The sequence below is a fragment of the Chromohalobacter sarecensis genome (assembly GCF_023061135.1).
GTDB lineage: Bacteria > Pseudomonadota > Gammaproteobacteria > Pseudomonadales > Halomonadaceae > Chromohalobacter > Chromohalobacter sarecensis.
This window is the reverse complement of the sequence record NZ_JAKGAN010000001.1, coordinates 359,087-385,170: the sequence shown is the minus strand read 5'-3', so window position 1 is coordinate 385,170 and position 26,084 is coordinate 359,087. Positions and strand designations below refer to the sequence as shown.

At 62.6% G+C, this 26,084-nt stretch carries 23 protein-coding genes; 20 read left to right on the top strand and 3 right to left on the bottom strand.

Annotated features, from left to right (window positions below; genetic code table 11):
• Positions 1 to 8 precede the first annotated feature (8 nt).
• Together L1071_RS01755 and L1071_RS01750 are read left to right on the top strand one after the other, a co-directional pair.
• A complete protein-coding gene (locus L1071_RS01755; RefSeq protein WP_246967953.1) occupies positions 9 to 944 on the top strand; it encodes an AraC family transcriptional regulator in 936 nt (311 codons plus the stop codon).
• Positions 945 to 1,087: 143 nt separating this feature from the next.
• Positions 1,088 to 3,574 carry an EAL domain-containing protein gene (locus L1071_RS01750; protein ID WP_246967951.1) on the top strand — a complete coding sequence of 829 codons (2,487 nt, stop codon included), beginning with the start codon at positions 1,088 to 1,090 and terminating at the stop codon, positions 3,572 to 3,574.
• Between the two features lie 65 nt (positions 3,575 to 3,639).
• Here the strand turns inward: L1071_RS01750 and L1071_RS01745 are convergent, their stop codons facing one another.
• A complete protein-coding gene (locus tag L1071_RS01745) occupies positions 3,640 to 4,425 on the bottom strand; it encodes a DeoR/GlpR family DNA-binding transcription regulator (RefSeq protein WP_246967949.1) in 786 nt (261 codons plus the stop codon).
• Positions 4,426 to 4,630: 205 nt separating this feature from the next.
• Here L1071_RS01745 and deoC point away from each other — a divergent pair, with 205 nt between their 5' ends.
• The 5 genes from deoC (at position 4,631) to cdd (ending at position 9,208) form a co-directional block, all read left to right on the top strand.
• Positions 4,631 to 5,404, top strand: a complete 774-nt coding sequence (gene deoC / locus L1071_RS01740; RefSeq protein ID WP_246967947.1) for a deoxyribose-phosphate aldolase — start codon at positions 4,631 to 4,633, stop codon at positions 5,402 to 5,404.
• A gap of 76 nt (positions 5,405 to 5,480) precedes the next feature.
• The gene (deoA, locus tag L1071_RS01735; protein ID WP_246967945.1) at positions 5,481 to 6,815 is read left to right on the top strand and encodes a thymidine phosphorylase; all 1,335 of its coding nucleotides are present in this window, start codon (positions 5,481 to 5,483) and stop codon (positions 6,813 to 6,815) included.
• A complete protein-coding gene (locus tag L1071_RS01730) occupies positions 6,812 to 8,062 on the top strand; it encodes a phosphopentomutase (RefSeq protein WP_246967943.1) in 1,251 nt (416 codons plus the stop codon). The genes deoA and L1071_RS01730 overlap by 4 nt, the downstream gene beginning before the upstream one ends.
• Positions 8,062 to 8,793: a purine-nucleoside phosphorylase gene (deoD, locus tag L1071_RS01725; RefSeq protein ID WP_246967941.1), complete on the top strand. Its 732-nt coding sequence runs from the start codon at positions 8,062 to 8,064 to the stop codon at positions 8,791 to 8,793. Before L1071_RS01730 ends, deoD begins: the two co-directional genes overlap by 1 nt.
• The gene (gene cdd / locus L1071_RS01720) at positions 8,786 to 9,208 is read left to right on the top strand and encodes a cytidine deaminase (protein WP_246967939.1); all 423 of its coding nucleotides are present in this window, start codon (positions 8,786 to 8,788) and stop codon (positions 9,206 to 9,208) included. The genes deoD and cdd overlap by 8 nt, the downstream gene beginning before the upstream one ends.
• 28 nt (positions 9,209 to 9,236) lie before the next feature.
• On the opposite strand, the gene L1071_RS01715 is transcribed toward cdd, so the two are convergent.
• Positions 9,237 to 9,464 (bottom strand): DUF3820 family protein, encoded by a 228-nt coding sequence (locus L1071_RS01715; RefSeq protein ID WP_246967936.1) that lies wholly within the window; start codon positions 9,462 to 9,464, stop codon positions 9,237 to 9,239.
• Positions 9,465 to 9,667: 203 nt separating this feature from the next.
• Between L1071_RS01715 and L1071_RS01710 the strand changes: the two genes are divergently transcribed.
• The 4 genes from L1071_RS01710 to L1071_RS01695 all read left to right on the top strand — a co-directional run bounded on the left by L1071_RS01710 (position 9,668) and on the right by L1071_RS01695 (position 15,702).
• The gene (locus L1071_RS01710; protein WP_246967933.1) at positions 9,668 to 11,218 is read left to right on the top strand and encodes a BCCT family transporter; all 1,551 of its coding nucleotides are present in this window, start codon (positions 9,668 to 9,670) and stop codon (positions 11,216 to 11,218) included.
• Complete coding sequence (locus L1071_RS01705; protein ID WP_246967930.1) at positions 11,215 to 13,251, top strand: CocE/NonD family hydrolase; 2,037 nt, start codon at positions 11,215 to 11,217, stop codon at positions 13,249 to 13,251. The genes L1071_RS01710 and L1071_RS01705 overlap by 4 nt, the downstream gene beginning before the upstream one ends.
• Positions 13,252 to 13,307: 56 nt before the next feature.
• Positions 13,308 to 14,219, top strand: a complete 912-nt coding sequence (locus L1071_RS01700) for a LysR substrate-binding domain-containing protein (protein WP_246967927.1) — start codon at positions 13,308 to 13,310, stop codon at positions 14,217 to 14,219.
• Positions 14,220 to 14,328: 109 nt separating this feature from the next.
• Entirely contained in the window at positions 14,329 to 15,702 is a 1,374-nt protein-coding gene (locus tag L1071_RS01695) for a DEAD/DEAH box helicase (RefSeq protein ID WP_246967925.1), read from the top strand.
• A gap of 82 nt (positions 15,703 to 15,784) precedes the next feature.
• On the opposite strand, the gene L1071_RS01690 is transcribed toward L1071_RS01695, so the two are convergent.
• Positions 15,785 to 16,468, bottom strand: a complete 684-nt coding sequence (locus tag L1071_RS01690; protein ID WP_246967921.1) for a GntR family transcriptional regulator — start codon at positions 16,466 to 16,468, stop codon at positions 15,785 to 15,787.
• 222 nt (positions 16,469 to 16,690) lie between these two features.
• Between L1071_RS01690 and L1071_RS01685 the strand changes: the two genes are divergently transcribed.
• The 9 genes from L1071_RS01685 (at position 16,691) to L1071_RS01645 (ending at position 25,981) form a co-directional block, all read left to right on the top strand.
• Positions 16,691 to 18,325, top strand: coding sequence for a gamma-glutamyltransferase family protein (locus L1071_RS01685; RefSeq protein ID WP_246967918.1), 1,635 nt, complete (start codon positions 16,691 to 16,693; stop codon positions 18,323 to 18,325).
• Positions 18,322 to 18,894 (top strand): chromate transporter, encoded by a 573-nt coding sequence (locus tag L1071_RS01680; protein WP_378109966.1) that lies wholly within the window; start codon positions 18,322 to 18,324, stop codon positions 18,892 to 18,894. The genes L1071_RS01685 and L1071_RS01680 overlap by 4 nt, the downstream gene beginning before the upstream one ends.
• Positions 18,891 to 19,421, top strand: coding sequence for a chromate transporter (locus L1071_RS01675; RefSeq protein ID WP_246967911.1), 531 nt, complete (start codon positions 18,891 to 18,893; stop codon positions 19,419 to 19,421). Before L1071_RS01680 ends, L1071_RS01675 begins: the two co-directional genes overlap by 4 nt.
• Positions 19,422 to 19,534: 113 nt before the next feature.
• A complete protein-coding gene (locus tag L1071_RS01670) occupies positions 19,535 to 20,554 on the top strand; it encodes a Bug family tripartite tricarboxylate transporter substrate binding protein (RefSeq protein ID WP_246967908.1) in 1,020 nt (339 codons plus the stop codon).
• Positions 20,551 to 21,096, top strand: a complete 546-nt coding sequence (locus L1071_RS01665; RefSeq protein WP_246967905.1) for a tripartite tricarboxylate transporter TctB family protein — start codon at positions 20,551 to 20,553, stop codon at positions 21,094 to 21,096. The genes L1071_RS01670 and L1071_RS01665 overlap by 4 nt, the downstream gene beginning before the upstream one ends.
• Positions 21,097 to 21,146: 50 nt before the next feature.
• Positions 21,147 to 22,649 (top strand): tripartite tricarboxylate transporter permease, encoded by a 1,503-nt coding sequence (locus tag L1071_RS01660; protein WP_246967902.1) that lies wholly within the window; start codon positions 21,147 to 21,149, stop codon positions 22,647 to 22,649.
• A 57-nt stretch (positions 22,650 to 22,706) separates the two neighbouring features.
• Complete coding sequence (locus L1071_RS01655; protein WP_246967899.1) at positions 22,707 to 23,564, top strand: transporter substrate-binding domain-containing protein; 858 nt, start codon at positions 22,707 to 22,709, stop codon at positions 23,562 to 23,564.
• 115 nt (positions 23,565 to 23,679) lie between these two features.
• Entirely contained in the window at positions 23,680 to 24,126 is a 447-nt protein-coding gene (locus L1071_RS01650; protein ID WP_246897297.1) for an Lrp/AsnC family transcriptional regulator, read from the top strand.
• Positions 24,127 to 24,358: 232 nt separating this feature from the next.
• A complete protein-coding gene (locus L1071_RS01645; protein ID WP_246967895.1) occupies positions 24,359 to 25,981 on the top strand; it encodes an amidohydrolase in 1,623 nt (540 codons plus the stop codon).
• The last annotated feature ends 103 nt before the right edge of the window (positions 25,982 to 26,084 follow it).

The following is a 26,084-nucleotide window of genomic DNA, read 5'->3' as shown; positions in this document are numbered from 1 at the left end:
ACTGCCTTATGACCCACTCATTGCCCCTTCACTTGACCAGCGTCGAGACCAGCACCGAACCTCCCTTAGAGACGCGCTTGGCGGCGCGTTTGGCATCACTGACCACTCAAGATGGCTTCACGTCCACCCGGCTGCCCGGCGTACAGCTCATCGCCTCACATTGCGGTCATCCGCGCACGCCGCTGATGTACGAGCCCAGCCTGGTGATCATCGTTCAAGGCAACAAGACCGGCTATCTCGGCGAACGCATCATTCACTACGGCGCCGGCCACTATCTAATTCAGGCCATGCCGCTGCCGTTTGAGTGCGAAACCCACGCGTCCGACACCAAGCCTTTGCTGGGCTTGTCGGTAAGCCTCGACATGACCATGCTCAGCGACCTGGTGGCGCGCCTGCCATCGACGACTTCCACGCGCATGCCTGCCCCTATGGCCGCCGTCTCCATGGACGCCGACATGGAAGACAACGTGTCACGACTCATCGATTGTCTCGACGACTCCGAGCAGGCTGCGGCGTTGGGCGATGGACGCATCCGCGAAGTCCTGTTCACCGCGCTGCGCGGCTCGCAGGGCGCCTCTTTGCGTCAATTGGTCGCCTACCATGGCCAATACTCGCGTATCGCCGAGGCGCTGACGTTCCTGCATAGCCACTACACCCAGACGCTGAACGTTGACGCGCTCGCGCAACGCGTCAACATGAGCGCCTCGCACTTCCATCATCATTTCAAGCGCACCACGCAACTCGCACCGATGCAGTACCTCAAGCGCCTGCGCCTGCTCAGAGCGCGCGCGCTGCTCACTCAGCAGGACTATCAAGTCGCCCAGGCCGCCACCCAGGTGGGTTACCAGAGCGCTTCGCAGTTCAGCCGCGATTACAAACGCTATTTCGGGCACAGTCCCTTAGGGGACCGACAACGTGCCACCGAAACGCCCGCCGCCTCGTGATATTTCAAGTGGCGATGCCGCTCTGCCGATAACATTACTCTGTGCAGGACGTCGCGATTTCGACAAGAGGCGCCCGTCCCTTATCATGCTCCAGTACGCGCCGGCCACCGCCACATACCGCCCGAGAGGAATAAGCCGACCGCATGACCTTTTCAGCTTCTTTCGACAATGCCATCCACGGCCAATGGGATCCGTGGTTGATCGTGCTGTCGTGCCTGGTGGCGTGGCTCGCTTCCGGGCTCGGATTGTCGATCGGCGAGCGCATGCAAGAAGCCGATAACCGTCTGCGCCGCGGCATCTGGTTGATCGCCGGCGCCGGCATGATGGGACTAGGCGTGTGGAGCATGCACTTCACCGGCATGCTAGCCCTGCGCCTACCGCTGCCCATGCAATACGATGTGGGGCTGACGCTCCTGTCGCTGGTCCCTGCCGTGCTGGCCAGCGGCTACGCACTGCGTATCATGGTTCGGCCCATGGCGACACCGGGCTATTGTGTCCTTGGTGGGCTGGTGCTGGGCACGGGGATCGGCACCATGCACTACCTGGGTATGGAAGCCATGCGGATGCCCGTCGCCGTGCGCTACGACGCCACCCTGTTCATTCTCTCGATCGCGGTTGCACTGGCGCTCGGTGTGGGGGCAATGCTGGCCCATCGCTACTGCGTACGCCACCGCCGCCTGATCCACCTCGATCGTCGTCTTTTCGGGATCGCCGCCTGCATTGCACTGGCCATCAGCGGCATGCATTACATCGCCATGTCCGCCACGTTTTACCTGCCCGTGCCCGCGCCACATCACACACCGGAAACGTCCTCCTCGTGGCTCGCCGTCAGTGTCAGCGGTGTCGTCACACTGTTATTGCTCATCGCCGCGCTGAGCGTCTTCATCGACCGGCGTCTGCAGCGCCACGCGCGTCAGTCGACGATGTCACGCGAACAACTCATGGAAGTCATCGCCGCGATCAACGACGCCTTCCTGCTATTCGATGCCCAAGGCCGGATCGTACTCAGCAACCGGGCCTTCACGACCATGACCGGCTACACCTCCAGCGACATTCAGGGCAAGCCTCTATCAGTCCTCGAGCACTCTCCTGAAAGCGCCCAAGTCAATCGCGATATCCGCCACCACATCACCGCCAACGGGCACTGGCAAGGCGAGATCAAGGCGCGACGCAAGAACGGCCAAGCCTTTCCGGCACGCTTGAGCGTCAGTCGCGTCGAATACAGCAGCCACACCACCATGTGCCACTATGTAGCCACCCTTCAGGACCTGAGCGCGCGTCGCGAGGCGGAGGCGAAAATCCACCGCCTCGCGCATCACGACTCCCTGACCGACCTGCCCAATCGCCAGACCCTTTATACGCGCCTCGGCGCCGTGCAAGCCGCGTGTCACACGCGGGAACAAAGCGGTGCGCTGATCATGCTCGATATCGACAACTTCAAGGCGCTCAACGACTCACGAGGTAATGCCGCCGGCGATATGCTGCTACGTCATGTGGCACGTCGTCTCAAGCGTTTCGCACGCCACGAGCACGACCTGGCACGCCTGGGCGGCAACGAATTCGCCCTGGTGGTGACCGGTTTGCCATTCGACCGCGACGCCGCCATGACGAAATTGCGGCACCACATGAGCACCGTGCGGCAGGTTATCGGCGGCGTGTACGATCTCGACGATCATTCGCACACCACGACGCACAGCCTAGGCGGGGTATGGTTCGGCGACGACGACGTGGTGGCAGACGAACTGGTCAAGCGCGCCAGTCTGGCCCTCTCACGGGCCAAGCAGGACGGCGGCAACACGAGTTACGTTTTCCATCCCGAAATGGAAGACGCTCTCCAGGATCGCCTATGGATGGAAGCCGAACTTCGCCAGGCTATCCAGGACGAGCAGATGCGCTTGTACTACCAACCCCAGGTCGATGCTGAAGGCACCATCATCGGAGCCGAGACGTTGATCCGCTGGCAGCATCCCGAACGTGGGATGATCTCCCCGGGCGCATTCATTCCCCTCGCCGAAACAACCGGATTGATCCTACCCATGGGGCAATGGGTGCTGGCAAAGGCCTGTTCGCGGCTGGCTCGCTGGGCGACCGATCCGGCGTTGGCCGACTTGCAGCTGTCCGTCAATGTCAGCGTGCACCAGTTTCAGCAGCACGACTTCGTCGCCCAGGTGCTGACCACGCTCGCCGACCATCAGGCGCCGCCCGAACGCCTGACCCTGGAGCTAACCGAAAGCCTGCTACTCGCCAACGTCGAGAGCGTCATCGACAAGATGATGCAGCTCAAACGCCATGGGGTGAGCTTTTCCCTGGATGACTTCGGCACCGGCTATTCGTCGCTGGCCTATTTGAAGCGCCTGCCGTTCAATGCCTTGAAGATCGATGTCTCCTTCGTGCGCGATGTCCTCGTCGAGGCCAACGATGCCGCCATCGTCAAGACCATCATCGCCCTGGCCGACAGCCTGCAACTCAAGACCGTGGCCGAAGGTGTCGAAACCCTGCCCCAACGCGATTTCCTCGCACGGCTCGGCTGTCATCATTATCAGGGCTATTACTATGGACGCCCAAGTCCTGTCGAGACCTTCGAGGCGCTCGTCACGCCACCGCCTGCACAACACACGACACTCAGATAAGCCCCATCACGCCGCGCGTAGTAACAGCGCAACAGGATGACCAGCCACGCAATCGAACGCGCCCCTTACAACACCTTGAGCGTCGGCCAAGCGTGCCCCGGCCGCGCCACCAGGGTGTCACGCAAGGCCTCGCCCGCCGCGCCGCTGGTCAGCATCACATCGAAGGTCTCGAGATCGGCGAAAAACGCCGGGCGCACCAGGTCGAGCTTGCTCTCGTCGGCGACGAGGATGCGCTGCACAGCGGTCTCCAGCGCCACCTGCTTGGGCACCACCTCATGGAAGTGAAAGCAGCTCACGCCTTTATCGGCATGTACGCCGGCGGCGGAAATGAACGCTTTATTGATGCCCAGGCGGCGGATCGCGGTGACCAGCTCCTCACCGCCGAAGGACTGCGACACAGGGTAATAGAGCCCGCCGAGCAGCACCAAGCGCACGTGAGGCAGCGCCATTTGCTCGATGGCATTGGCGACGTTGAGCGCGTACGTCACCACCGTCAGCGGCATATCGGGATCGAGCCCGGCGAACAGCGGAATCAGCGTCGTGCCGCAATCCACGAAGAGCGTGTCATCCGCCTCGACCATACGCGCCGCCTCATCGCACATACGCTGCTTGGCCTGCGCAAAGCTGTCCTGCTGGGTGGCGAAATCGTATCCGGTGGCCACCTGGGGATTCTCGGCCAACAACAAACGTCCGCCTAGCGAGACGATGGTGTCCTGGCTGGCGGCAATGTCGCGGCGTATGGTCATCTCCGAGACCTGGCAGCGCTGGGCGGCCTCAGCGATCGGCAGCATGCCTTCCGCGCGCAACGTATCCTGTAGCCATTGAAGGCGTGCCGCACTGCGGCTATTCATTTCGCATCTCTCCGGCACATTTTGTTAGCTTAGCCACAAAATTTCTGTTAGAAAAATAACAAAGGCAGCCCAACAATAAAGACAAGGACATTACCATGCCAACGCCTTCCTGCGCGTCTTCCGGCACATTCGCCGTCCGCGCGCCCGACTCATCGACCCATGCACGCGCGCCAAGCGCATGCTTGCCACTCGGGGACTCACGCCCATGACCGACCTCACGCTCATCGCCCGTCAGGCGCTCGGCCTGATGGATCTGACCTCGCTCAACGATGATGACGACAGCGCTCGTATCCAGGCGCTATGCCGACGTGCCGACACGCCCGTCGGCCATCCCGCCGCGCTGTGCCTGTATCCGGCCTTCATCGAAGACGCCCAGCGCGAACTCGACGCCCTCGGCCTGACCCAGCGCGTGCGCATCGCCACGGTGACCAATTTCCCCGACGGCGCCCCTAACGCCGAACGCGCGGCGCGCGAGACACGCCTCGCCGTGGCGGCGGGCGCCGACGAAGTCGACGTGGTCTTTCCCTATCGGTCTCTGCTCGATGGCGCGCCCGATGTCGGCCGCTTGCTCGTCGAGGCTTGCCGCGAAGCCTGCGGCGGCGCGACCTTGAAGGTCATCCTCGAGAGCGGCGAACTCAAGGACCCCGCCCTGATTCGTCAGGCCGCAGAGATCGCGATCACTGCGGGTGCCGACTTCATCAAGACCTCCACCGGCAAGGTCGCCGTCAACGCAACCCTCGAGGCCGCCGAGATCATGCTCGAGACGATACGCGACAGCGGCCGCGACGTCGGCTTCAAGGCCGCCGGTGGCATTCGCACCACCGAGGACGCCAAGGCCTATCTCGAGCTGGCCGCGCGGATCATGGGCGAGGACTGGATCAGCCCCGCGCATTTCCGATTCGGCGCCTCGGGACTGCTCGATGCCCTGCTCGCCACCCTGGACATCGGCGAGACCGACGCCGCACCCAGCGGTTACTGAAGGCTGTCCGGCAACACCCATACACAACGACAGACATCGACATTCACCGGCAGACAATAAAAACGCGGACATCGCCATGCTGATTCAAGACATTATCCGCCGTAAGCGTGACGCCGAGGTCCTCGACGCCGACGCTATCCACACCTTCATGCGTGGCGTCACCGACGGCAGTATCGGCGACGCCCAGATCGGCGCCTTCGCCATGGCGGTCATGCTCAACGGCATGACCCGCGACGAGGCCATCGCGCTGACCGAGGCTACTCGCGACTCCGGCCAAGTCCTGCGCTGGGACGATCTCTACCTCGACGGCCCGGTGCTCGACAAGCATTCCACCGGCGGCGTGGGCGATCTCGTCTCGTTGGTGCTGGGGCCGTGGATCGCCGCCTGCGGCGGCCACGTGCCCATGATTTCGGGGCGTGGACTCGGCCACACCGGCGGCACACTGGACAAACTCGAAGCGATTCCCGGCTATGACGTCACCCCCAGCGACGCTCGCTTCCGCCAACTGGTGAAAGACGTCGGCGTGGCGATCATCGGCCAGACCGGCACGCTTGCCCCCGCCGACAAGCGCTTGTATGGCGTGCGCGACGTGACCGCCACGGTGGAGTCGCTGCCGCTTATCGTGGCCTCGATTTTGGGCAAGAAACTCGCCTGCGGCCTCGATACCCTGGTGATGGACGTCAAGGTCGGCAACGGCGCCTTCATGCCCACCGCCGAGGCCTCTCGGGAACTCGCCGACGCCATCGTCGCCATCGGCAGCGGCGCCGGCACCCCCACCAGCGTGCTGCTGACCGACATGAACCAACCGCTCGCCGACTGCGCCGGCAATGCCCTGGAAGTCCACGAGGCGCTGCGGCTGTTGCAGGGGGGCGGGTGTAGCACTCGCCTCTATCAGGTCACTCATGCTCTGGCGACGGAAATGCTGCTCCAGTCGGGATTGGCAAGCGACGCAGAAGACGCCGAAACTCGCCTGGATCGGGCCCTTGCCTCCGGCGAGGCGCTGGAGCGCTTCTCGCGCATGGTGCATGGCCTCGGCGGCCCGAGCGACCTGGCCGAACGCCCCGCGCACTATTTAGCGCCAGCGCCCTTCACGACCGACGTCGTCGCCCCTCGGGCCGGCACCGTCAACGCCATCGACACCCGCGCGCTGGGACTCGGCGTAGTCGAACTGGGCGGCGGACGCCGCAACGCCGGGGATGCCATCGACCATCGTGTCGGCCTCTCGCATATCGCCGCGCTTGGCCAGCGCGTCGACGCCGGGCAACCGCTGCTGCGTCTCCACGCCGCCAGCCGAGCCGACGCCGAGGCCGTCACACGCCACTTGAGCGCGGCCTTCACCCTCGGCGAGGAAGGTAGCGTCGCGCCAGCGTTGCCGATCCACGCTACCCTGAGACAGGAGGATCTGTCATGACCCGCGCCATTCTTCTCGTACTCGACTCCTTCGGCATCGGCAACGCCCCGGATGCCGCCGCCTTCGGCGATGCCGGCGCGGATACGCTGGGCCACATCGCCCGCCATCGTGCCGCTGCCGGCCGGCCGCTCGCGCTGCCCAACCTGGCGAAACTGGGGCTCTACCACGCACATTATCTCGCCACCGGCGAGTGGGCGGCGGGCGTCACCCCGCCCGAGCACGTCGACGGCGCCTACGCGGCGGCGGCCGAGATTTCCTCGGGCAAGGACACGCCCTCCGGCCACTGGGAAATCGCCGGTGTCCCGGCGCTATTCGAGTGGGGCTACTTCATCGACAAGACGCAGAGCTTCCCGCCCGACCTCTTGGAAGCACTGATCGAGCGGGCCGAACTGCCCGGCGTGCTGGGCAACTGCCACGCGTCCGGCATCCCGGTCCTCGAGGAGCTGGGCGAGGAACATATCGCAAGCGGCAAGCCGATCGTCTACACCTCGGCGGATTCGGTCTTCCAGATAGCCGCCCACGAGACCCATTTCGGTCTTGACCGCCTGTACGCACTGTGCGAGATCGCCCGCGAGCTGCTGATGCCCTACAACATCGGCCGCGTCATCGCGCGCCCTTTCGTCGGCGAAACGCCGCAAACCTTCGAACGCACCGGCAATCGCCGCGACTATGCCATCGAGCCGCCCACCCCAACCGTGCTCCAAAAGCTGCACGACAGCGGCGGCACGGTATTGGGCGTGGGCAAGATCGGCGATATCTATGCCCACTGCGGCGTCTCGAAAGTGCTCAAGGCACACGGCCATGACGCGTTGTTCGATGCCACGCTCAACGCCATCGATGAGGCCGGCGAGCATTCACTGGCGAATAAGCAGACGCTGGTGATGACCAACTTCGTCGACTTCGACACCCTCTACGGCCACCGCCGCGATCCGGATGGCTACGCCGAGGCGCTGGAGGCCTTCGACCGACGTTTACCGGAAGTGCTCGCCAAGCTGCGTCCCGATGATCTGCTCATCCTCACCGCGGATCACGGCAACGACCCGACCTGGACGGGGACCGACCATACCCGCGAGCAAGTTCCCGTGCTCGCCAGCGGCGCGAGCCTGACGCCAGGGCCGTTGGGTGACGATGAAGGCCGTCTGGCGACCTTCGCCGATATCGGCCAGAGCCTGGCGACGCATTTTGGACTCGGCCCAATGGAATACGGGCAATCTTTATTGCCAATCTCATCCAAGGGAGAAAACTGATGGCTACCCCACACATCGATGCCCCCGCAGGCGCCTTCGCCGATACAGTACTCATGCCCGGCGATCCGCTGCGCGCGCAATTCATCGCCGAGACCTTTCTGGACGACGTGGAATGCGTCAACCAGGTGCGCAACATGCTCGGCTTCACCGGCACCTATCAAGGCCAGCGCATCTCGGTGATGGGCAGCGGCATGGGCATCCCCTCGATCTCGATCTACGCCAAGGAACTGATCACCGAGTACGGGGTCAAGCGCCTGGTACGCGTGGGCTCCTGCGGCGCGGTGCGTGACGATGTCGCCGTCAACGACATCGTTGTCGGGATGGGCGCGTGTACCGATTCCGGGGTCAACCGCACCCGTTTCAAAGGCCACGATTTCGCCGCCATCGCCGACTTCGACCTGACCCGGCACGCCGTCGACGCTGCCCGCGCACGCAGCACCCCCGTCAAGGTCGGCAATCTGTTCTCGGCGGACCTGTTCTATTCGCCCGACGACGCGCTATTCGAGCTCATGAAGCGCCACGGCGTGCTCGGCGTCGAGATGGAAGCCGCCGGCCTGTACGGCGTCGCTGCCGAATTCGGTGCCCGCGCGCTGACCGTATGCACCGTCTCCGATCACATTCTCAAGGGCGAGGCGCTCGATGCGCACACCCGTCAGACCGGCTTTCACGAGATGATGGCGATCACCCTCGAAGCCCTGCTCCGCGACGCGAGAGACACCACCCATGACTGAGACATCCCTCGCGCCGCTTTCCGATGCGCTACGCCAGGCGCTGCTACAGACGCGCGAGCGCGCTTATGCGCCCTATTCCCGCCATCCGGTGGGAGCCTTGTTGATTGCCGAAAGCGGCCAGCATTACCTGGGCTGCAACGTGGAAAGCGCCAACTACAAGGGGCTCTGCGCCGAGGCAGGCGCCATCAGCGCGATGATCGCGCAGGGCGAGCGCGAAATCGCCACGCTCTACGTCATCGGCCCCGGCGAACACCTGTGCACCCCCTGCGGCGACTGCCGCCAGCGTATCCGTGAATTCGCCACGCCGGACACCTTTATCGTCGTCCTCGACGGCGACGGCGCCCCGCTCAAACGCTATACCATGGAGCAGTTACTGCCCGACTCCTTCGGCCCGGAGAATCTTCCCCAGGCGTGATAGCGTCGCGCCACCTTCCTCCCAACGGCTATTCATCACCCCGAGATGACTCACGCAGCGGCTCGAGCAAGGCATTGAGCCCGTTGTGATCGACCTCGTGCATCAAGGCGAGCAGCCGTCCGATCTCACCGTTGGGAAAACCCTGCCGGGCGAACCAGGCAAGGTAGGGGCCCGGAAGGTCGGCGATCAGCCGGCCTGCGTATTTGCCGAAGGGCATCTCGCGGGTGGTGAGTTTTTGCAAGTCTTCAGGCTTCATGGCGGGGTTTCTCGCATAGCATCTCTAAGCAGTCATGCTAACGGACGTGGCAGTGCACGTCGCCATGGCGCGCATGCCATGCGTTGTACGCATACCCCTATTACCAAGTAGCGTTTGAGCGTAGCGCACCGTGTGTCGGTAGAGTGGCATGCCATGATATTGGCGCATGACGCCACACGATAACGACAAACGGAGACTGGGTGATGCACACATCGCTACGGCCCTTGGTTTTCTGGCCAACCTTTCTGGTACTGCTGGCGGCAGTGATCGCCAGCTACGTCAATCTCGATGCCTTCCTGGCGACCACCAGCGCGCTCAACGATGCCATTCTGGATAACTTTTCGTGGCTATTTAGTCTGGGCAGCCTGTACCTGCTGGTGTTGGCGGTGATCGTTTATTTCTCGCCACTGGGTAAACTGCGCATCGGCGGCGAGCAGGCAACACCCATGCTGTCACGGCTGCGCTGGTTCTCGATCACCTTGTGCACCACGCTGGCTGTGGGCGTGTTGTTCTGGACCACCGCCGAGCCGCTGTATCACTTCATGGGGCCGCCCGAGTCACTGGGCCTGGAAGCCAGTTCCAGCGATGCCATGCTGTTCGCGATGTCGACCATGTTCCTGCACTGGTCGTTCACGCCCTATGCCATCTACGCCGTGCCGGCGCTGATCTTCGCCCTGGCGTTCTACAATCTGCGTCTGCGCTTCTCGATCTCCAGCATGCTGGAGCCGGTCTTCGGGCCCAAGGTCAAGCGCTTCGGCGGCTTGATCGACGCCGTCTCGCTCTACGCCCTGGTGGCCGGCATGGCCTCGTCGCTGGGCACCGGCGCGCTGACGCTGGCCGGCGGCGCGGGGCAATACCTGGGCGGCGAGACCAGCCCGCTACGCCTGGGTGTGGTCATCGCCCTGATCGTGGTGACGTTTGTGATCTCGGCGGCCAGCGGCCTGCAGAAGGGCATCGCGCGGCTGTCGTCGTTGAATGCCGTATTGCTCGCGATTCTCGGCGTGTTCATCTTCGTGGTAGGCCCGACGAGCTTCATGCTCTCGCTGGGCGTGGAGTCCTTCGGCGTCTATCTCGACAGCTTCTTCACCAAGAGCCTGTTCACCGGCGCCGCCGGCGAGGACCAGTGGCCACAGTGGTGGTCGATCTTCTATTGGGCAGTATGGTTCGCCTGGGCGCCCATGGCGGCGCTGTTCCTGGGCAAGATTTCACGCGGCTACACGGTACGCGAGTTCCTGCGGGTCAACCTCTTCTATCCAGCTCTTTTCGCCTCCGCCTGGGTCATCATCTTCTCCGGCGCGGCGCTCTATTATCAGGCGCATACCGGCGTCGACCTGCATGCCATCCTCAGCGATCGCGGCGTAGAGAACGTGCTCTACGAGCTCTTCCGGCAAATGCCGTTCTCGCAGGTGTGGATTCCGCTGCTGCTATTCATCGCCTACATCTCCTATGTCACGGCGGCGGATTCGCAGACCGATGCCATCGGCAACCTATGCACACGTGGCCTGACCGCCGACTCGGATCTCAATACCGGCGTGTCGATGAAAGTCCTGTGGGGGATCATCGTCGGCATCGTGTCCTGGGTCATGGTCAGCTTCGTGGGGATCGACGGCATCAAGATGCTCTCCAATCTCGGCGGCCTACCCGCGCTGCTCATCGTGCTGCTTGCCACCGGCTCGCTATGGCGCTGGTTGAAATATCCCGAGCGCCTCACAACACCGCCTCCCTCTTCTCACACCGCCAAGGACGACGCATGAACATCAAGCACGACTTTCCGAACCGCGTACGCGAAATCGAGAACCAATGGATCGTGCTGGCCGACGGAACGCGGCTGGCGGCGCGCATCTGGCTACCCGAGGATGCCGAGTCAAAGCCGATGCCGGCGATCCTCGAATACCTGCCCTACCGCAAGCGCGACGGCACAGCGGTGCGCGATGAGCTAACCCATCCCTGGTTCGCCGGTCATGGCTACGCCTGCATTCGGGTGGATATGCGCGGCAATGGCGAGTCCGACGGCCTGATGGAGGATGAATACGCCCCGCAGGAGCAACGTGATGCGCTGGAGGTGATCGACTGGATCGCCGCGCAACCCTGGTGCGATGGCAAGCTCGGCATGATGGGCATCTCCTGGGGTGGCTTCAATAGCCTGCAACTCGCCGCGCTGCGCCCCAAACCGCTCAAGGCGATCATCACGCTGTGCTCCACCGATGACCGCTACGCCGACGACATCCACTACAAGGGCGGCAACATGCTGCTGGAGAATCTCGGCTGGGCGGCGACCATGCTGAGCTTCTCCGCTGCCGTGCCTGACCCGGCGCTGGTCGGCGATCAATGGCGCGAGATGTGGAAACACCGCCTCGACAACATGCCGCTGCTGGCAGAGACCTGGCTGAACCACCAGCACCGGGACGACTACTGGAAGCATGGTTCGATCAACGAAAACTATGGTGACATCGAAGCCGCCGTTTACATGATCAGCGGTTGGGGCGATTCCTACATCAACACTATTCCGCGCATGATGGAGCACCTCTCCTGCCCCCGAAAGGCACTGATCGGCCCCTGGATGCACAAGTATCCGCATTTCGCGATTCCCGACCCGGCGATCGGCTTCCTGCAGGAGGCGCTGCGCTGGTGGGATTACTGGCTCAAGGACGTCGACACCGGAATCATGGACGAGCCGCCCTGCACCTTTTATCTACAGGACGGCGTGCCCCCTGCGCCCAAGTATCTCGAGCGTCCCGGGAAGTGGGTGCGAACCTCCGCCTGGCCCGCACCTAGCACCGAGGTCGAGATACAGTCCCTGGTGCTCAGCGATCACGGCCTGGGGACCAACGGCCGGTTGAGCAATGACCGGCAAATCGCCTCGCCACTGACCGCGGGCTCGCTGCAGGGCGAGTACATCCCGCTGTGGTTCGGCGCCGATTTCCCGACCGATCAGCGCCGCGATGACGGCTTGTCGTTGACCTTCGACTCTGCCCCCTACATCGAAGGAATCGATATTCTCGGCCAGCCGACGCTTGCGGTGTCAGTCACCAGCACCGAGGCGTGCGGCCAGCTGCACGTACGCCTGTGCGACGTAGCCCCCAGCGGGGAAAGCGCGCTGATTACCTACGGCACGCTCAACCTCAATCTGCGTGACGCCCCGGGCACCATCACGCCACCAGTGCCGGGCGAACCGATGGACGTTCGTGTGCCGCTGGACCTGATCGGCTATCGCCTGCCCCCGGGACATCGCCTGCGCGTGGCGCTCTCCAGCGCCAGCTTTCCGTTAGTGTGGTCGCCTTCGAGACGCGCCGACCTGACACTCAAGTCGGGAATGCCGACGCTCGAGCTGCCATTTTCAAAAGCGGCTTATATCCCCATGCCATTCGAACCGCCTGAGAGCGCCACACACTGCCGGGTCGAAACCCTGCGAGCCGGAAAGCCCAAGCGCACCATCAGTGAAGACGTCGGCAGCGGCGAGGTGACCGTCACCGTCGAAGACGACATGGGCGACGTTCGCTTCGAGGATCACGGCCTGCGCGTCGAGCAGAAGGCCAAGGAGGTCTATACCAGCCACCCGACCGACGCCACGCGTACCCGTGCCGACATCGAATGGGTCTACCGCGCCAGCCGTGGCGAAGGCCAGAACGGCAAAAACGATCAGTTCGCGGTCGAGGTGGTGAGCCGTTATCACCTGCATTGCGACGCGCAGACTTTCTACCTCAACGCCGAGCAGATCGCTCATGAGGGCGAGACGTTGGTCAGCGAGAAACGATGGGAACGGGAGATTCCACGCACGGCCCTCTAACCGGCGGCGTGCATGTTATGCTCCGGGACCGAGAGAACTCGGTCCCGGATGCTTTCATGCCCACTCGCGATGCACTTCCCCCCTTGGCTTGTCTGCGCGCCTTCGAGGCCGCCGCGCGACATGCCAGCTTCACGCAAGCCGGCAATGAACTCAGCCTGACCCAGAGCGCCGTCAGCCGTCAGATCAAGCGGCTCGAGGACGACTTGGGCCGGCCGCTGTTCGAGCGTCATTATGAAGGCTTGCGCCTGACACCTGCCGGCGAGCACTACTTTCGCGTGGTGCAGCGCCTGTTGCGTGACCTGCGCGACGAAACGGCGCGCCTGCGTCGTCGTGGCGATGACCGCCAGTTGACGTTGGCATCCAGCCCGACCATCGCCTCGATCTGGCTGGCGCGGCAGCTGCCGGACTTTCAGCGCGCCCACCCGCATATCGAAATCCGTATCTTGACGGTCGAGGACCCGCATCGCCTGGACCTTGCCGAGTTCGATCTGGGGATCTATTACCATGTTCCGCATGAAGTCGATCCACCCGGCCTCGGCGCCGAAGCGATCTTTTCCCACGAAGAGGTCGCCGCCGTGTGCAGTCCGGCCTATCTGGCCCGTCATGGGGACATCCGCGATGCCGAAGACCTGCTTGCGCGCCATACCCTGATGGTGGTGGAAGATCATTATCACGACTGGCTTACCTGGGAAGGCTGGTACCAGGCGCAGGGTCTGCGCTGGCACGCCCCGGAACACAGCCTGCGCGCCAACAGCTTCCAATTGCTGATGAATGCCACCCTGGCCGGGCAAGGCGTCACCCTGGGCTGGACACACCTTCTCGACGCGGATCTGGCGCAGTGCAACCTGGTGCAGGCACTGCCGCATACGCTGCCCAGCCGGGGGTGTCTGTCACTGCTCACCCCGCAACATCGTCACCTGACCGAGCCCATGCGTGCATTCCGAGCCTGGGTACTGAACACAGTTTGAACAGTGCCTGCGCTATACGCCTAAAGTGGCAAGCCGAGCCCATATCCGGTAAGCTGCACGCCCGCTGCCCGCCTACTCTGGCCCACTTCGCAGCCACCGAGACGATTTCATGAGCTTTACCTCCTTGGGGCTTTCCGCTCCGATTCTGGATGCCGTGGCCGAGCAAGGCTACGAGACACCTTCACCGATTCAAGCCAAGGCGATCCCCGCCGTCCTCGAGGGACGCGACGTGATGGCCGCCGCTCAGACCGGCACCGGCAAGACCGCCGGCTTCACGCTGCCGATCCTCCAGCGCCTCTCCACCGGCACGCGCGCGCCCGCCAAACAAGTGCGCGCGCTGATTCTCACGCCGACCCGCGAGCTGGCTGCCCAGATCGGCGCCAACATCGAGGCCTACGGCAAGCACCTGCCGCTACGCAGCGCCGTGGTCTTCGGCGGCGTGAAGGTCAACCCGCAGATCGCCAAGCTACGCGGCGGGGTCGACATCCTGGTGGCAACGCCAGGACGACTGCTGGATCTATATAGCCAGAAGGCCGTCAGCTTCGATGCGCTGGAAGTGCTGGTGATGGACGAAGCCGACCGCATGCTCGACATGGGGTTCATCCACGATATCCGTCGGATCCTCAAGGCACTGCCCGCCAAGCGTCAGAACCTGATGTTCTCGGCGACCTTCTCGCAGGAGATTCGCACGCTCGCCAAGGGCATGGTCAACGACCCGGTGGAAATCTCGGTCACGCCGCGCAACACCACCGCCGAGACAGTCACGCAGTGGATCCACCCAGTGGACAAGACCCGTAAGCCGGCGCTGCTCACGCACCTGATCCACGAGAATCAGTGGCAGCAGGTGCTGGTCTTCATGCGCACCAAGCATGGTGCCAACCGCCTGAGCCGCCAGCTCGAAGACGCCGGCATCGAAGCCGCCGCCATTCACGGCAACAAGAGCCAGAATGCACGCACCAAAGCTCTCGACGGCTTCAAGAGCGGTGAGATTCGCGTGCTGGTGGCGACCGATATCGCCGCGCGTGGCCTCGATATCGACCAGCTCCCGCAAGTGGTCAATTTCGAGCTGCCCAATGTCGCCGAGGACTACGTCCACCGTATCGGACGTACCGGCCGTGCAGGTGCCAGCGGCCACGCGGTATCGCTGGTCAGCCCCGAGGAAGGCAAGGAACTCGCGGGCATCGAGCGGCTGATCCGCCAGACACTGGAACGCCAGACCGTCGCCGGCTTCGAGCCCAGTGAAGCACTCGTCAGCGGCCAAGGCACCAGCCCGCCGCGCGGTGGTAGTGGCGGGGGGCAGCGCAATGGCAACGGACGCGACAACGGCCAACGCCGTGGTGGCAACTCAGGCGGTAACGACTCACGCAACAGCAGCTCACGCAACGACAGTGCCTCACGCGATCGCAATGAGGGCGGCGAAAACCGCCCACGCCGTCGTCGCGGCGGGCGGGGTCGTGGTAACGGTACCCAAGGCGGGGCGTAAGACAGGTTAGCCGCTGACATGTTGGCGTTGACACTTTGAGTCGTTGAGTCCTTGAGTCGTAGCGAGCACACCGCCCAACGGCTCACGTCGCGTCGTCGGATGCCGGTGACTCGCAACAACCGCGGGCAACACTGTGAGACAGCCGAATGTGATCATCGAGCAATGCCCGCGCGGCGCGAATGTCTCGACTCAGCGCCAGTTCGACCAGTTCGCCATGCTGGCGATCGAGCACCTCGCGCACGCCCGGGTTGGGCGGCGCCAAGCGCCGGTAGCGGTCGAACTGGTCGTGCAATTGTTCGATGAAGCGCAACAACCAGTGCGACCCACACGACGCTAGCAACGCCCGATGAAAGCGCAGGTGTGCCTGCTCCCACTCCTCCACCCGCTCAGGATGCTCGTCGGCACGCCGCAACCGATGCTGCGCCGCCAGTACCTGTGACTCCCATTCCGAATCGCCCGCCTGAAACGCCTGCGTCAACGCCATGCATTCAAGCTGAGCGCGCAGCCCTGCGATGTCATCGAGCTCCTCGATGTGCATCGCCGGCACCCGAAAGCCACGCTGGTTGACCTGCTCGAGCAGGCCATAGGCCGCCAGTCGGTTGAGCGCCTCACGTAGCGGGCTGAGCCCCACCTGGTAATGGTCCTTCAAGGCGCTGATGGCGAGCTTCTCGCCGGCCGCGAAACGCCCGCGAATCAAGTCCTGCTTGAGCGTCTCGAAGATTCGGCTCGAGGCCATGTCGCGATTGGCGGATGGCGATGCGGTCATGGCGTGGCTCTCTTCTCAAGTTCGAAGGTAATGGCTTATCAAGTTCAAAGATAATGGCGGCAAATGTGCGTTGATGACTGGCGAACAGGTTCTGCCTCGGTGACGTAAGCCCTTTGCCAAATCCCATATTGACGTTAATCAAATCGCGCGCCATAGTCATCTCAACAAAATCGATTTTTTTACTCAAAACGATTTATAACATAACAATCGATTGGAGATGGCATGTTGACGCCCTTTTCCCAGGCAACACCCTACGCTTCCCAGCGCAGCGCCACCTACGCCAAACACGGCATGGTCGCCGCGTCCCAGCCTCAAGCCAGCCAGATCGGCCGTGACATCCTCGCTCAGGGCGGCAACGCGGTAGACGCCGCCATCGCCACCGCGGCGGCGCTCACCGTGGTCGAACCCACCGGCTGCGGGATCGGCGGCGACGCCTTCGCGCTGGTGTGGATCGCCAACGACAATGCAGGCAACGGTAAGCTCCACGGCCTCAACGCCAGCGGCACCGCCCCCGCCGCGCTGACTCCTCAGGCGGTCGCCGACGCCGGCTTCGAGACTATGCCACTGTACGGCTGGACGCCGGTGACCGTGCCCGGCATTCCCGCCGCCTGGGCCGAATTGTCGCGGCGCTTCGGCAAGCTCGACTTCCAGACGCTGCTCGCCCCGGCGATCCGCCTGGCCCGCGAGGGCTTTCCGGTGTCGCCGGTGATCGCCAGCCTCTGGCAGCGCGCCGAGACGACCTTCCGCGAACATCTGACGGAGGCCGCCACCGCCGGTTGGTTCGAGACCTTCACGCCGACCGGACGTGCCCCGCGAGCTGGCGAGTGGCACCGCTGCGAGGACCAGGCACAAACCCTGGAAGCGATCGCCGCAAGCCACAGCGAGAGCTTTTATCGCGGCGAGTTGGCCGAGCGCATCGACGCCTTCTCCCAGGAGACCGGCGGCTACCTGCGCGCCGAGGATCTCGCCGATTATCAGCCGGAATGGGTCACACCGATCGCGGCGGACTACCGCGGCCATAAAGTCTGGGAGATTCCGCCCAACGGCCAGGGGCTGGTCGCGCTGATGGCACTGCGCATGCTCGAGGGCTTTCAGGCCGACAGCCGCGACAATCCCGAGGTGCTGCACCGCCAGCTCGAGGCGATGAAGCTGGCATTCAGCGACGGGCAGGCGTATATCACCCAACCCGAGCACATGAGCCACAGCGTCGAGGCGCTACTCGACGACGCCTATACCCGCGAGCGTCGCGCACTGATCGGTGAATCGGCACTCGACCCGACGCCGGGCACCCCGCAGGCCGGCGGCACCGTCTACCTGGCCACCGCCGATAGCGACGGCAATATGGTGTCGTTCATCCAGAGCAATTATCACGGCTTCGGCTCCGGCGTAGTGGTCCCCGGCACCGGCATCGCGCTGCAGAACCGCGGCCACAACTTCAGCCTCGACCCGGGCCACGACAACGTGCTCGCCCCGGGCAAGAAGACCTTCCACACCATCATCCCGGGCTTCTTGACCCGCGACGACGGCACGCCGCTCGGGCCGTTCGGCGTGATGGGTGGCTTCATGCAGCCGCAAGGCCATGTCCAGGTCGTGATGAACCTGATCGACTTCGGCCTCAACCCCCAGGCCGCGCTCGACGCACCCCGCTGGCAGTGGATGGGCGGTAAATGCATCGGCATCGAACACGGCTACCCGGCCCCGTTGGTACGGGCGATGGCTGAGCGCGGTCACGACATGCAGATCGATCACGATCCACGCGGCTTCGGCCGTGGACAGATGATCATCCGCGACCCGGACAACGGCATCTACTGCGGCGGCACCGAGCCGCGTACCGACGCCAGCATCGCGGTGCTATGACCATGCTGAAGACACACGCCCAGCTCTTCATGGCCTTCCTGCGCATCGGCCTGTTCGGCTTCGGTGGCGGCCCGTCGATGATCCCGCTGGTGCATCAGGAAGTGGTCAAACGCCACGCCTGGATGGACGACGAGGCGTTCGCCGATGTGCTGGCGATCGGCAACACCTTGCCCGGCCCCATCGCCACCAAGATGGCCGGCTACATCGGATATCGCGTCGCGGGCAGTCTCGGCGCACTCAATGCCGTCATCGCGGTCATCGCCCCGATCATCGTGGCAATGATCGCGCTGCTCGGCCTCTACGCCCGTCACGGCGATCAGCGCTGGGTGCAGGGCATGGGCCAGGGCGTAGTGCCCGTCGTCATGGTGATGATGGCCAAGCTGACCTGGGACTTCTTCACCAAGTCGCGGGCCAGCCTCGGCTGGCTGGTGACTTTGATCATGGGTGCCATCGCCGGCGGGCTGATCTACTGGCTCGACGTGCATCCGGGCTTGGTGGTCGGGGCCATCCTGGTCGCCGCATTACTGCGCCCCGAGCCGCATCACACGACCCGCGAGACGGACAAATGATTTATTGGCACCTGTTCCTGGCGTTCTTCATTCCCAACATCGTCGGCTACGGCGGCGGCCCGGCGATCATCCCGCTGATAGAAAACGAGGTGGTCGGCCACTATGGCTGGATGAGTTCGCAGGGCTTCGCCGAAACCCTGGCACTCGGCAACGCCATGCCCAGCCCGATCGCCACCAAGATGGCTGGCTATATCGGTTACGACGTCGCCGGCGTGCCCGGGTCACTGATCGCCACCTTCGCCACCGTCGCGCCGTCGCTACTACTCATGCTGATCGCGCTGGGCACGCTGTATCGTTACCGCGACTCGATCAAGGTCAAATCAATGAGCCAGTGGGTCCGCCCGGTGGTGATGACGCTGATGGCCTATCTGACCTGGAGCTTTCTCGACGAAGGTTTGACGATCGCCGGCGCCATGCACACCGCGATCATCGGTGGCGTCGCTGCGGCACTCCTCCTGGCAACTCGGGTTCACCCGGCGTTCGTCGTGTGTTTCGGGCTCGTTTACGGCGCCCTGCTGCTCGGTTAGTGGGCATCGGGGTGGGCCCGTCTGCAATCCGGCGATACGCCGTGCGGCCCTCTAAGGCCTTCGCAGGCCTACATGCAACGCACTAATTGATGACCAACAAGGACAATACAGCCATGTCATTTACTTCTCAGCAGTACAACACTATCCAAGGTCGGCCCCAAGCGACCCGTCCCCTCCGCTTCAAGCTAATCATAGGAGGGCTAATACTAGGTACAGCGCTAGGCGCTAGCACCGCATCACTGGCCCAGTCCGAGGACTATCCCGACAAGCCGGTCGAGTTCATCGTGCCGTGGTCGCCGGGTGGCGGCAGCGACACGTTGATGCGTGTCATTTCCAACCACGCCGAACAGTACCTGGGCGAGGCCATGCCGGTCATCAATATGCCCGGCGTCAGCGGCACCACCGGCCTAAAAGAGCTTGCGAAGCGCGATCCCGATGGCTACACGGTAGGCCAGATTCATGAGGGCCTGCTGGTCGCCAACCATACCCAACTGACTCAGCTCAACTGGGATGACTTCACCCCAGTCGCCGCCATGACCGCCTCACCGCAATACCTCACGGTCAACGCCGACAGCCCCTGGGAAACATTCGACGACTTCGTCGACTACGCCCAAGACAACCCCGGCGAGATCCGTGTCGGTGTGACACTCGGCGGTATCCCCCATGTCCACGCGGCAATGATGGAAGACGCCGCCAACCTATCGTTTCGCTACGTCGGCTTCGAAGGCACTGGTGCGCGCATTCGTGCCCTGGTGGGCGGCCACATCGACGCGGCGATCGGCGACGTGTCCTCAAGTGGCGAGTTCGTCAAGAATGGGGACCTGCGTTTTCTGGCAGTCGGCAGCGCCGAACGCCAGGAGGAAACCCCCGACGTACCGACCTTCAAGGAACTCGGCTACGACTCGCTCAGCCTCAATATCGTACGCGGACTGATCGCCCCCAAGGGCACCCCCGAAGACAAGGTCACGGTGCTCGCCGACGCCATGCAGAACCTCACCCAGGATGAGCAATTCATTCAGTCGGTGCATAACGCCGGCGCCCAGGTACATTTCGAAGGCCCTGAGGCATTCGCCGACTACCTCGAGACTACTGACAAGACCATCGAGCGGCTTTCAGGGAAGCTGGCCAAATGAGTTCACAGGCACCTTTACAGCAGACCCGGTCATCGGACCGGGGCGCCGATCCCGACACCCGTCGCGCCAACGCCCTCGCCCACCTGGTACTGAATGGCGCACTGGTGGTGCTTTTCGCCACGTTGTTCGTGCATGCCGGGGCGCTGCCCTCGTCGATGTGGGAACCGCTGGGTTCGGGCAGCTTTCCACGCCTAGTGCTGGCCGTGCTGATAATGATCAACCTGGGCATCATGGTCCAGGAATGGCGACACTATCGTAGCAATACAGCAGCCGCGCCAGGACTGGTCAGACGCTGGCTGTGGCGCCACCGGCTAGCGTTCGGCGTACTCGCGCTGTTCGCTCTGTACATCATCAGCGTACCAGCGTTGGGCTTTCGCCTGGCCTCGCTGTTCTTCTTGGTCCTGGCTCAACTCGCGCTCGGCGTACGCCGCCCACGTAGTCTGGCTATCGCCGCAGTCATCGCGGTGACGTTCTCGTTCGGCCTCGACTGGCTGTTCCGAGATGTCTTCATCATCAGCCTTCCCCGCGGCCCGTTCAGTTGACCCTTGGCTGACTCCCTGGCTTCGCAGCTGTCCTCGAGAGGAGATGCAACATGACGGAAGCGCTGTTCGCCGGCATGGACCAGCTATTCACGCTATCGACGATGGCCACCATGCTGCTCGGCGTGGTGGCCGGTGTTATCGCCTCGGCGATCCCCGGCTTCACCATCACCATGGCCATCGTGCTGACCCTGCCGCTGACTTTTACCATGGCTCCGCTGCAGGGCATTGCGACCATGCTCGCGGTCTATGTCGGCGGCTATTCAGGCGGTTTGATCAGCGCCGCCCTGCTGGGTATTCCCGGCACGCCATCGTCGGTGGCCACCACCTTCGATGCCTTTCCGATGGCGCGCAGCGGCCAGCCCGGTCGCGCTCTGGCGCTGGGCATCTGGTCATCGTTCTTCGGCGCTCTGGTCAGTGCGATCGTGCTGATCATCGCCGCCCCGCCGCTGGCGATGATTGCCGTCAAGCTGGGCGCCTGGGAATATTTCTCGCTGATCATCTTCGCCATGACGGTGGTCGCCAGCCTAGTCGGCAAGTCAATGCTCAAGGGGGTGATGACCGGTCTGCTGGGGCTGTTCATCGCTACCGTGGGTGCCGACCCGATGATGGGAGTGGCACGCTTCACCTTTGACATTGATCTGCTCGCCAACGGTTTCCCCTTCCTGGTAGTGCTGATCGGCATCTTCGCTGTCAGCCAGTTGCTTCAGGAAGTCGAAGATGCCGAACAGACACAGCACGGCAAGCAACTGATTCCCGCCAACGTAGCCTTCAAGCCGCTGGATGCGCTCCGCGAGACGCTAGCCTACCCGATCAACTTGATTCGTTCATCGCTGGTCGGGGTGTTCATCGGCGCAGTACCCGGGGCCGGCGGCAGCATTGCCAACCTTTTGGCTTACGACCAAGCCAAGCGTGCCTCCAAAACGCCCGAAGAGTTTGGCACTGGCACGCCCGAAGGGGTGATCGCCTCGGAGTCCGGCAACTCGGCGACCTCCGGCGGTGGTTTGATCCCGATGATCGCGCTGGGCATTCCCGGTAGTGCCGTCGACGCAGTGCTGATGGCTTCGCTGATGGTCCATGGCATTGGCATCGGTCCGCGACTGATCCTCGATCACGGCGATCTGGTCTATGGCATGTTCATGGCCATGCTGCTCGCCGCATTCATGGTGCTGGTGGTGTGCTTGTTCAGCATGCGCTTCTTCCTGCGCGTCACCAACGTGCCGCGCTCGGTGATCGTGCCGGTGGTGCTGGTGTGCTGTGTCGTCGGCGCTTTCGCCCTCAACAACCGCGTCACCGACATCTATCTGCTACTCGGGGTGGGAATTTTCGGTTATATCCTCAGTAAGCTGGATTACCCTCTGGCACCACTAGTGCTCGGCGTTATCCTCGGACCAATCGCCGAGACCAACCTGCGCCGCGCGCTGATGACCGACGAAAACTGGACTCTGTTCTTCACCCGGCCAATCTCGCTGACACTGTTGATCCTTGCCGTAGTGTCGGTGGCCTTTGCGATTCGCCAGCGGCTGCGCCAAAGACCTAGCGAAAAAACCGCCTGACCCGGCCCCTTCGGGGGCCGCTTCGACGCCCCATCGATGACAACAAGGAATCTGCTCATGCCGCCTTTACGCTTACCGGACCTTCATCCGACCGGAACCACACCTCTCAAGCTGGCCATCGCCGTTCTGCTTGTGGGTGCCAGCCTGACCAGTACTGTTTCTGCACTGGCCAACGACACGTCCAACGATGACAGACAACAAGTACGCATTGCCGTCGACGTGCCTTATCCACCGTTCGAATATCGCAACGCTGATGGCGAACTCGCGGGCTTCGAAATCGACCTGGGTAACGAGCTCTGTCAGCGCGCCAAACTGGATTGCGAATGGGTCGTACAAGGCTGGGATGGCATCATTCCCGGGCTGCTATCACGCAAGTACGATGCCATCTTATCGTCTATGCGCATTACCTCTGCCCGCGAGCAACAGGTACGCTTCACCGAGCCCTACGCCATGTCACCCAAAGTGTGGGTCGCACGACGTGGCAGTGATATCGATATCGACGACATGGAGACACTGAAAGGCTTGTCCGTCGGCGTGCAGCGCGGAACGACACAAGATAATTATGTCACCGAGCGCTATTCTGACACCCTTGATATCCAGCGATATGCCACGGCGGCGGATGTGGCACTCGACCTGCAGTCGCAGCGCCTCGATCTAGCTTTCATCAACTATCCGGTCGCGTTGGATACGCTAGAAGTCGATAACACCGACAGCAATTTTGTCCAACTCGGGCCGCGCATCAATAGCCCCGAGTCCATCTTCGGCAAGGGTAACGCCATCGCCGTTCGACCACGCGACAAGGCACTAGCCAACACCTTCAATCAAGCGCTGGATAGCATCTACACCGACGGCACTTTCGTCGAGCTTATGGAACAATATTTCGACTACGATCTACGGCCCGCGTCGCGGAAATAAAAAAACGCCGCCGAAGAGTCTCCGGCGGCATTTTAGCGATCATTGACTGACAATCGGGGCTCTGGAACACCTTGTTCTCAATTTTCCCTGTATAATTTAAAGCTCCTAAAACGTCATGAATAAACTTGATAACGCGCTTCTTAATCTACTGATCAAAGACGGTCGAATGTCCTACGCAGATATGGCTCGAGAACTCGACATCTCTCGCGCTCATGCCCGAGATCGTGTTCAGCAACTCATCGACAATGGCGTCATCGAGCAGTTTACGGCTGTGGTCAACCCCTCGAAGCTCGGCAAGGTCATTTCGACCTTCGTGGATCTAAAAGTCGCACCTTACGCCATCGAGGAGATGGCAGCGGAACTCGCAGATTGCAATGAAGTTATCAACCTCTACATCATGAGCGACTTGCGTAGCCTCCACATGCACACCTTGACCGATAGCCAGGAGACATTTGACCGCTTTGCACGCGAGCGCCTCCTGGGGCGAGAGGAGGTCATTTCAGTAAATTGTACGACTCTTCTCTCTCGTATTAAGCATGGCCGGGGCGGTGCCAAGATCTGAATAAAGATCGGTGATACTACTCTCCGCTCTTGGGCGTTCGGCCTTCTGAGAGCTCTGGCGATGACGGACAGACGACACCGGGCAAATGATTGACCTCTTTCCATCTCCAGGTAGCCTATGTTGAAGAGGCCAAGAAATTGAGAGATGCCAGGCTGGCCAATGCTTTGCCTGGTGGTGACAGGCCGACTATGTTGACTGCTTCACACGCATGAAGCTCGAGAGCCCGACAACCATGACAATTACTGCTTATACCGCCAAAACCATTCATACGATGAACCCATCGCAACCGGTTGGGCAATGTGTGGCGGTACGGGACGGGCGGATACTCGGTGTCGGGCCAATCGAAGAAATACAGCGCTTCGGCGAGGTGGTCGTCGACGACCGCTATGCCGATAAGGTGTTGGTGCCCGGCTTCGTCGAGGGCCATAGCCATGCGCTGGAAGGTTCGGTCTGGAGCCATCTATATCTGGGCTATTTCGACCGGCGGGATCCGGAAGGCAAGCTCTGGGAAGGGCTCAAGACACCCGATGCGGTTCAGCAGCGTTTGGCCGCACACGTCGATCAAGGTGGCGCAGATAGCCCGCTCATTGCCTGGGGATTGGATCCGGTCTATTTCGACGCTGTATCGATCAACCGGCAACTGCTGGATACGGTAAGCGACACACGGCCGATCGTGGTTATTCATGCCAGCCTGCATGTGATGTTCATCAACAGTGCGACCATTGACCGGGCGGGCCTCGCCGATATGGACCTCGAAGGCATCGTGCGTGACGATCAGGGCCGGCCCAGCGGCATACTCGAAGAGTTCGCCGCCATGCATCCGGTGTTCGATGCACTGGACTTCAACATCTTCGAGGGCGTTTCCGATACTCGCGCACTGAATCGCTATGCTCAAGCAGCGCGGCGCGAAGGCGTGACCACGATCACCGATCTGCTCAATCCTATGAGCGATGCCGCGATTGCAGCACTTCGCGAGGTCACTGCGGCCGAGGACTTCCCGGTCCGCCTGGTACCCGCACTCAATGCTCTCGCCTGGGATCCGCAGATGGGTAGCGAGCGGGTGCAGCAGGCAATCGACTACAACCACGAGCGGCTGCAGTTCGGGCTCGTCAAGCTGGTCACCGACGGCGCGATCCAGAATTTCACAGCCCGCCTGCAGTGGCCAGGCTATCTTATCGGGCAGGACAACGGCGTCTGGAACGCACCGCCACAGACTTTTCACGACATGGTCCAGCATTACCACCAGGCCGGACTTCACTTGCATGTGCACACCAATGGCGACGAAGCAGTCAGCGTGATCCTTGATGCCTTGGACGGGGCGCTGGCGATGTGGCCACGACCAGACCATCGACATACACTTCAGCATGTACAACTGATCCGCCAGGACCAGCTACGCCGGGTCGCACGCCTTGGGGCCTGCCTGAACATATTCGCCAACCATATTTACTACTGGGGCGATATACACCTGTCCAAGACACTCGGTTTCGACCGCTGCCAGCGACTCGAACCGGCGGCGAGTGCCGACCGAATGGGCATTGTCTTCGGCATTCACTGCGATGCGCCGGTCACGTCAATCTCGCCGCTGTTTACCGCCTGGTGTGCCACTACCCGCGAGACCGCCAGCGGGGTCACCTTGGGCGAGACAGAGAAGATTAGCCGCGCCCGCGCACTGGAGGCGATCACGCTGGGCGCAGCCTACACGCTGCGTATGGACGATCGCATCGGCAGCCTTGAGCCGGGCAAGCTCGCCGATATCACGGTACTCGACGAAGATCCGCTCAACAGCACCACGCCGCTCAAAGACATCGGTGTGTTCGACACGCTGCTTTCCGGTCGGTCGACGGGCGGCGGCTGAGAGCATGCACGCAAATAGATACAGGCAAAACGCTACTCGGATTACGCCAGCCAAGGCGCTCGATACCGGGGCATGGCGACCCATTGATCAATACCCAAGGATG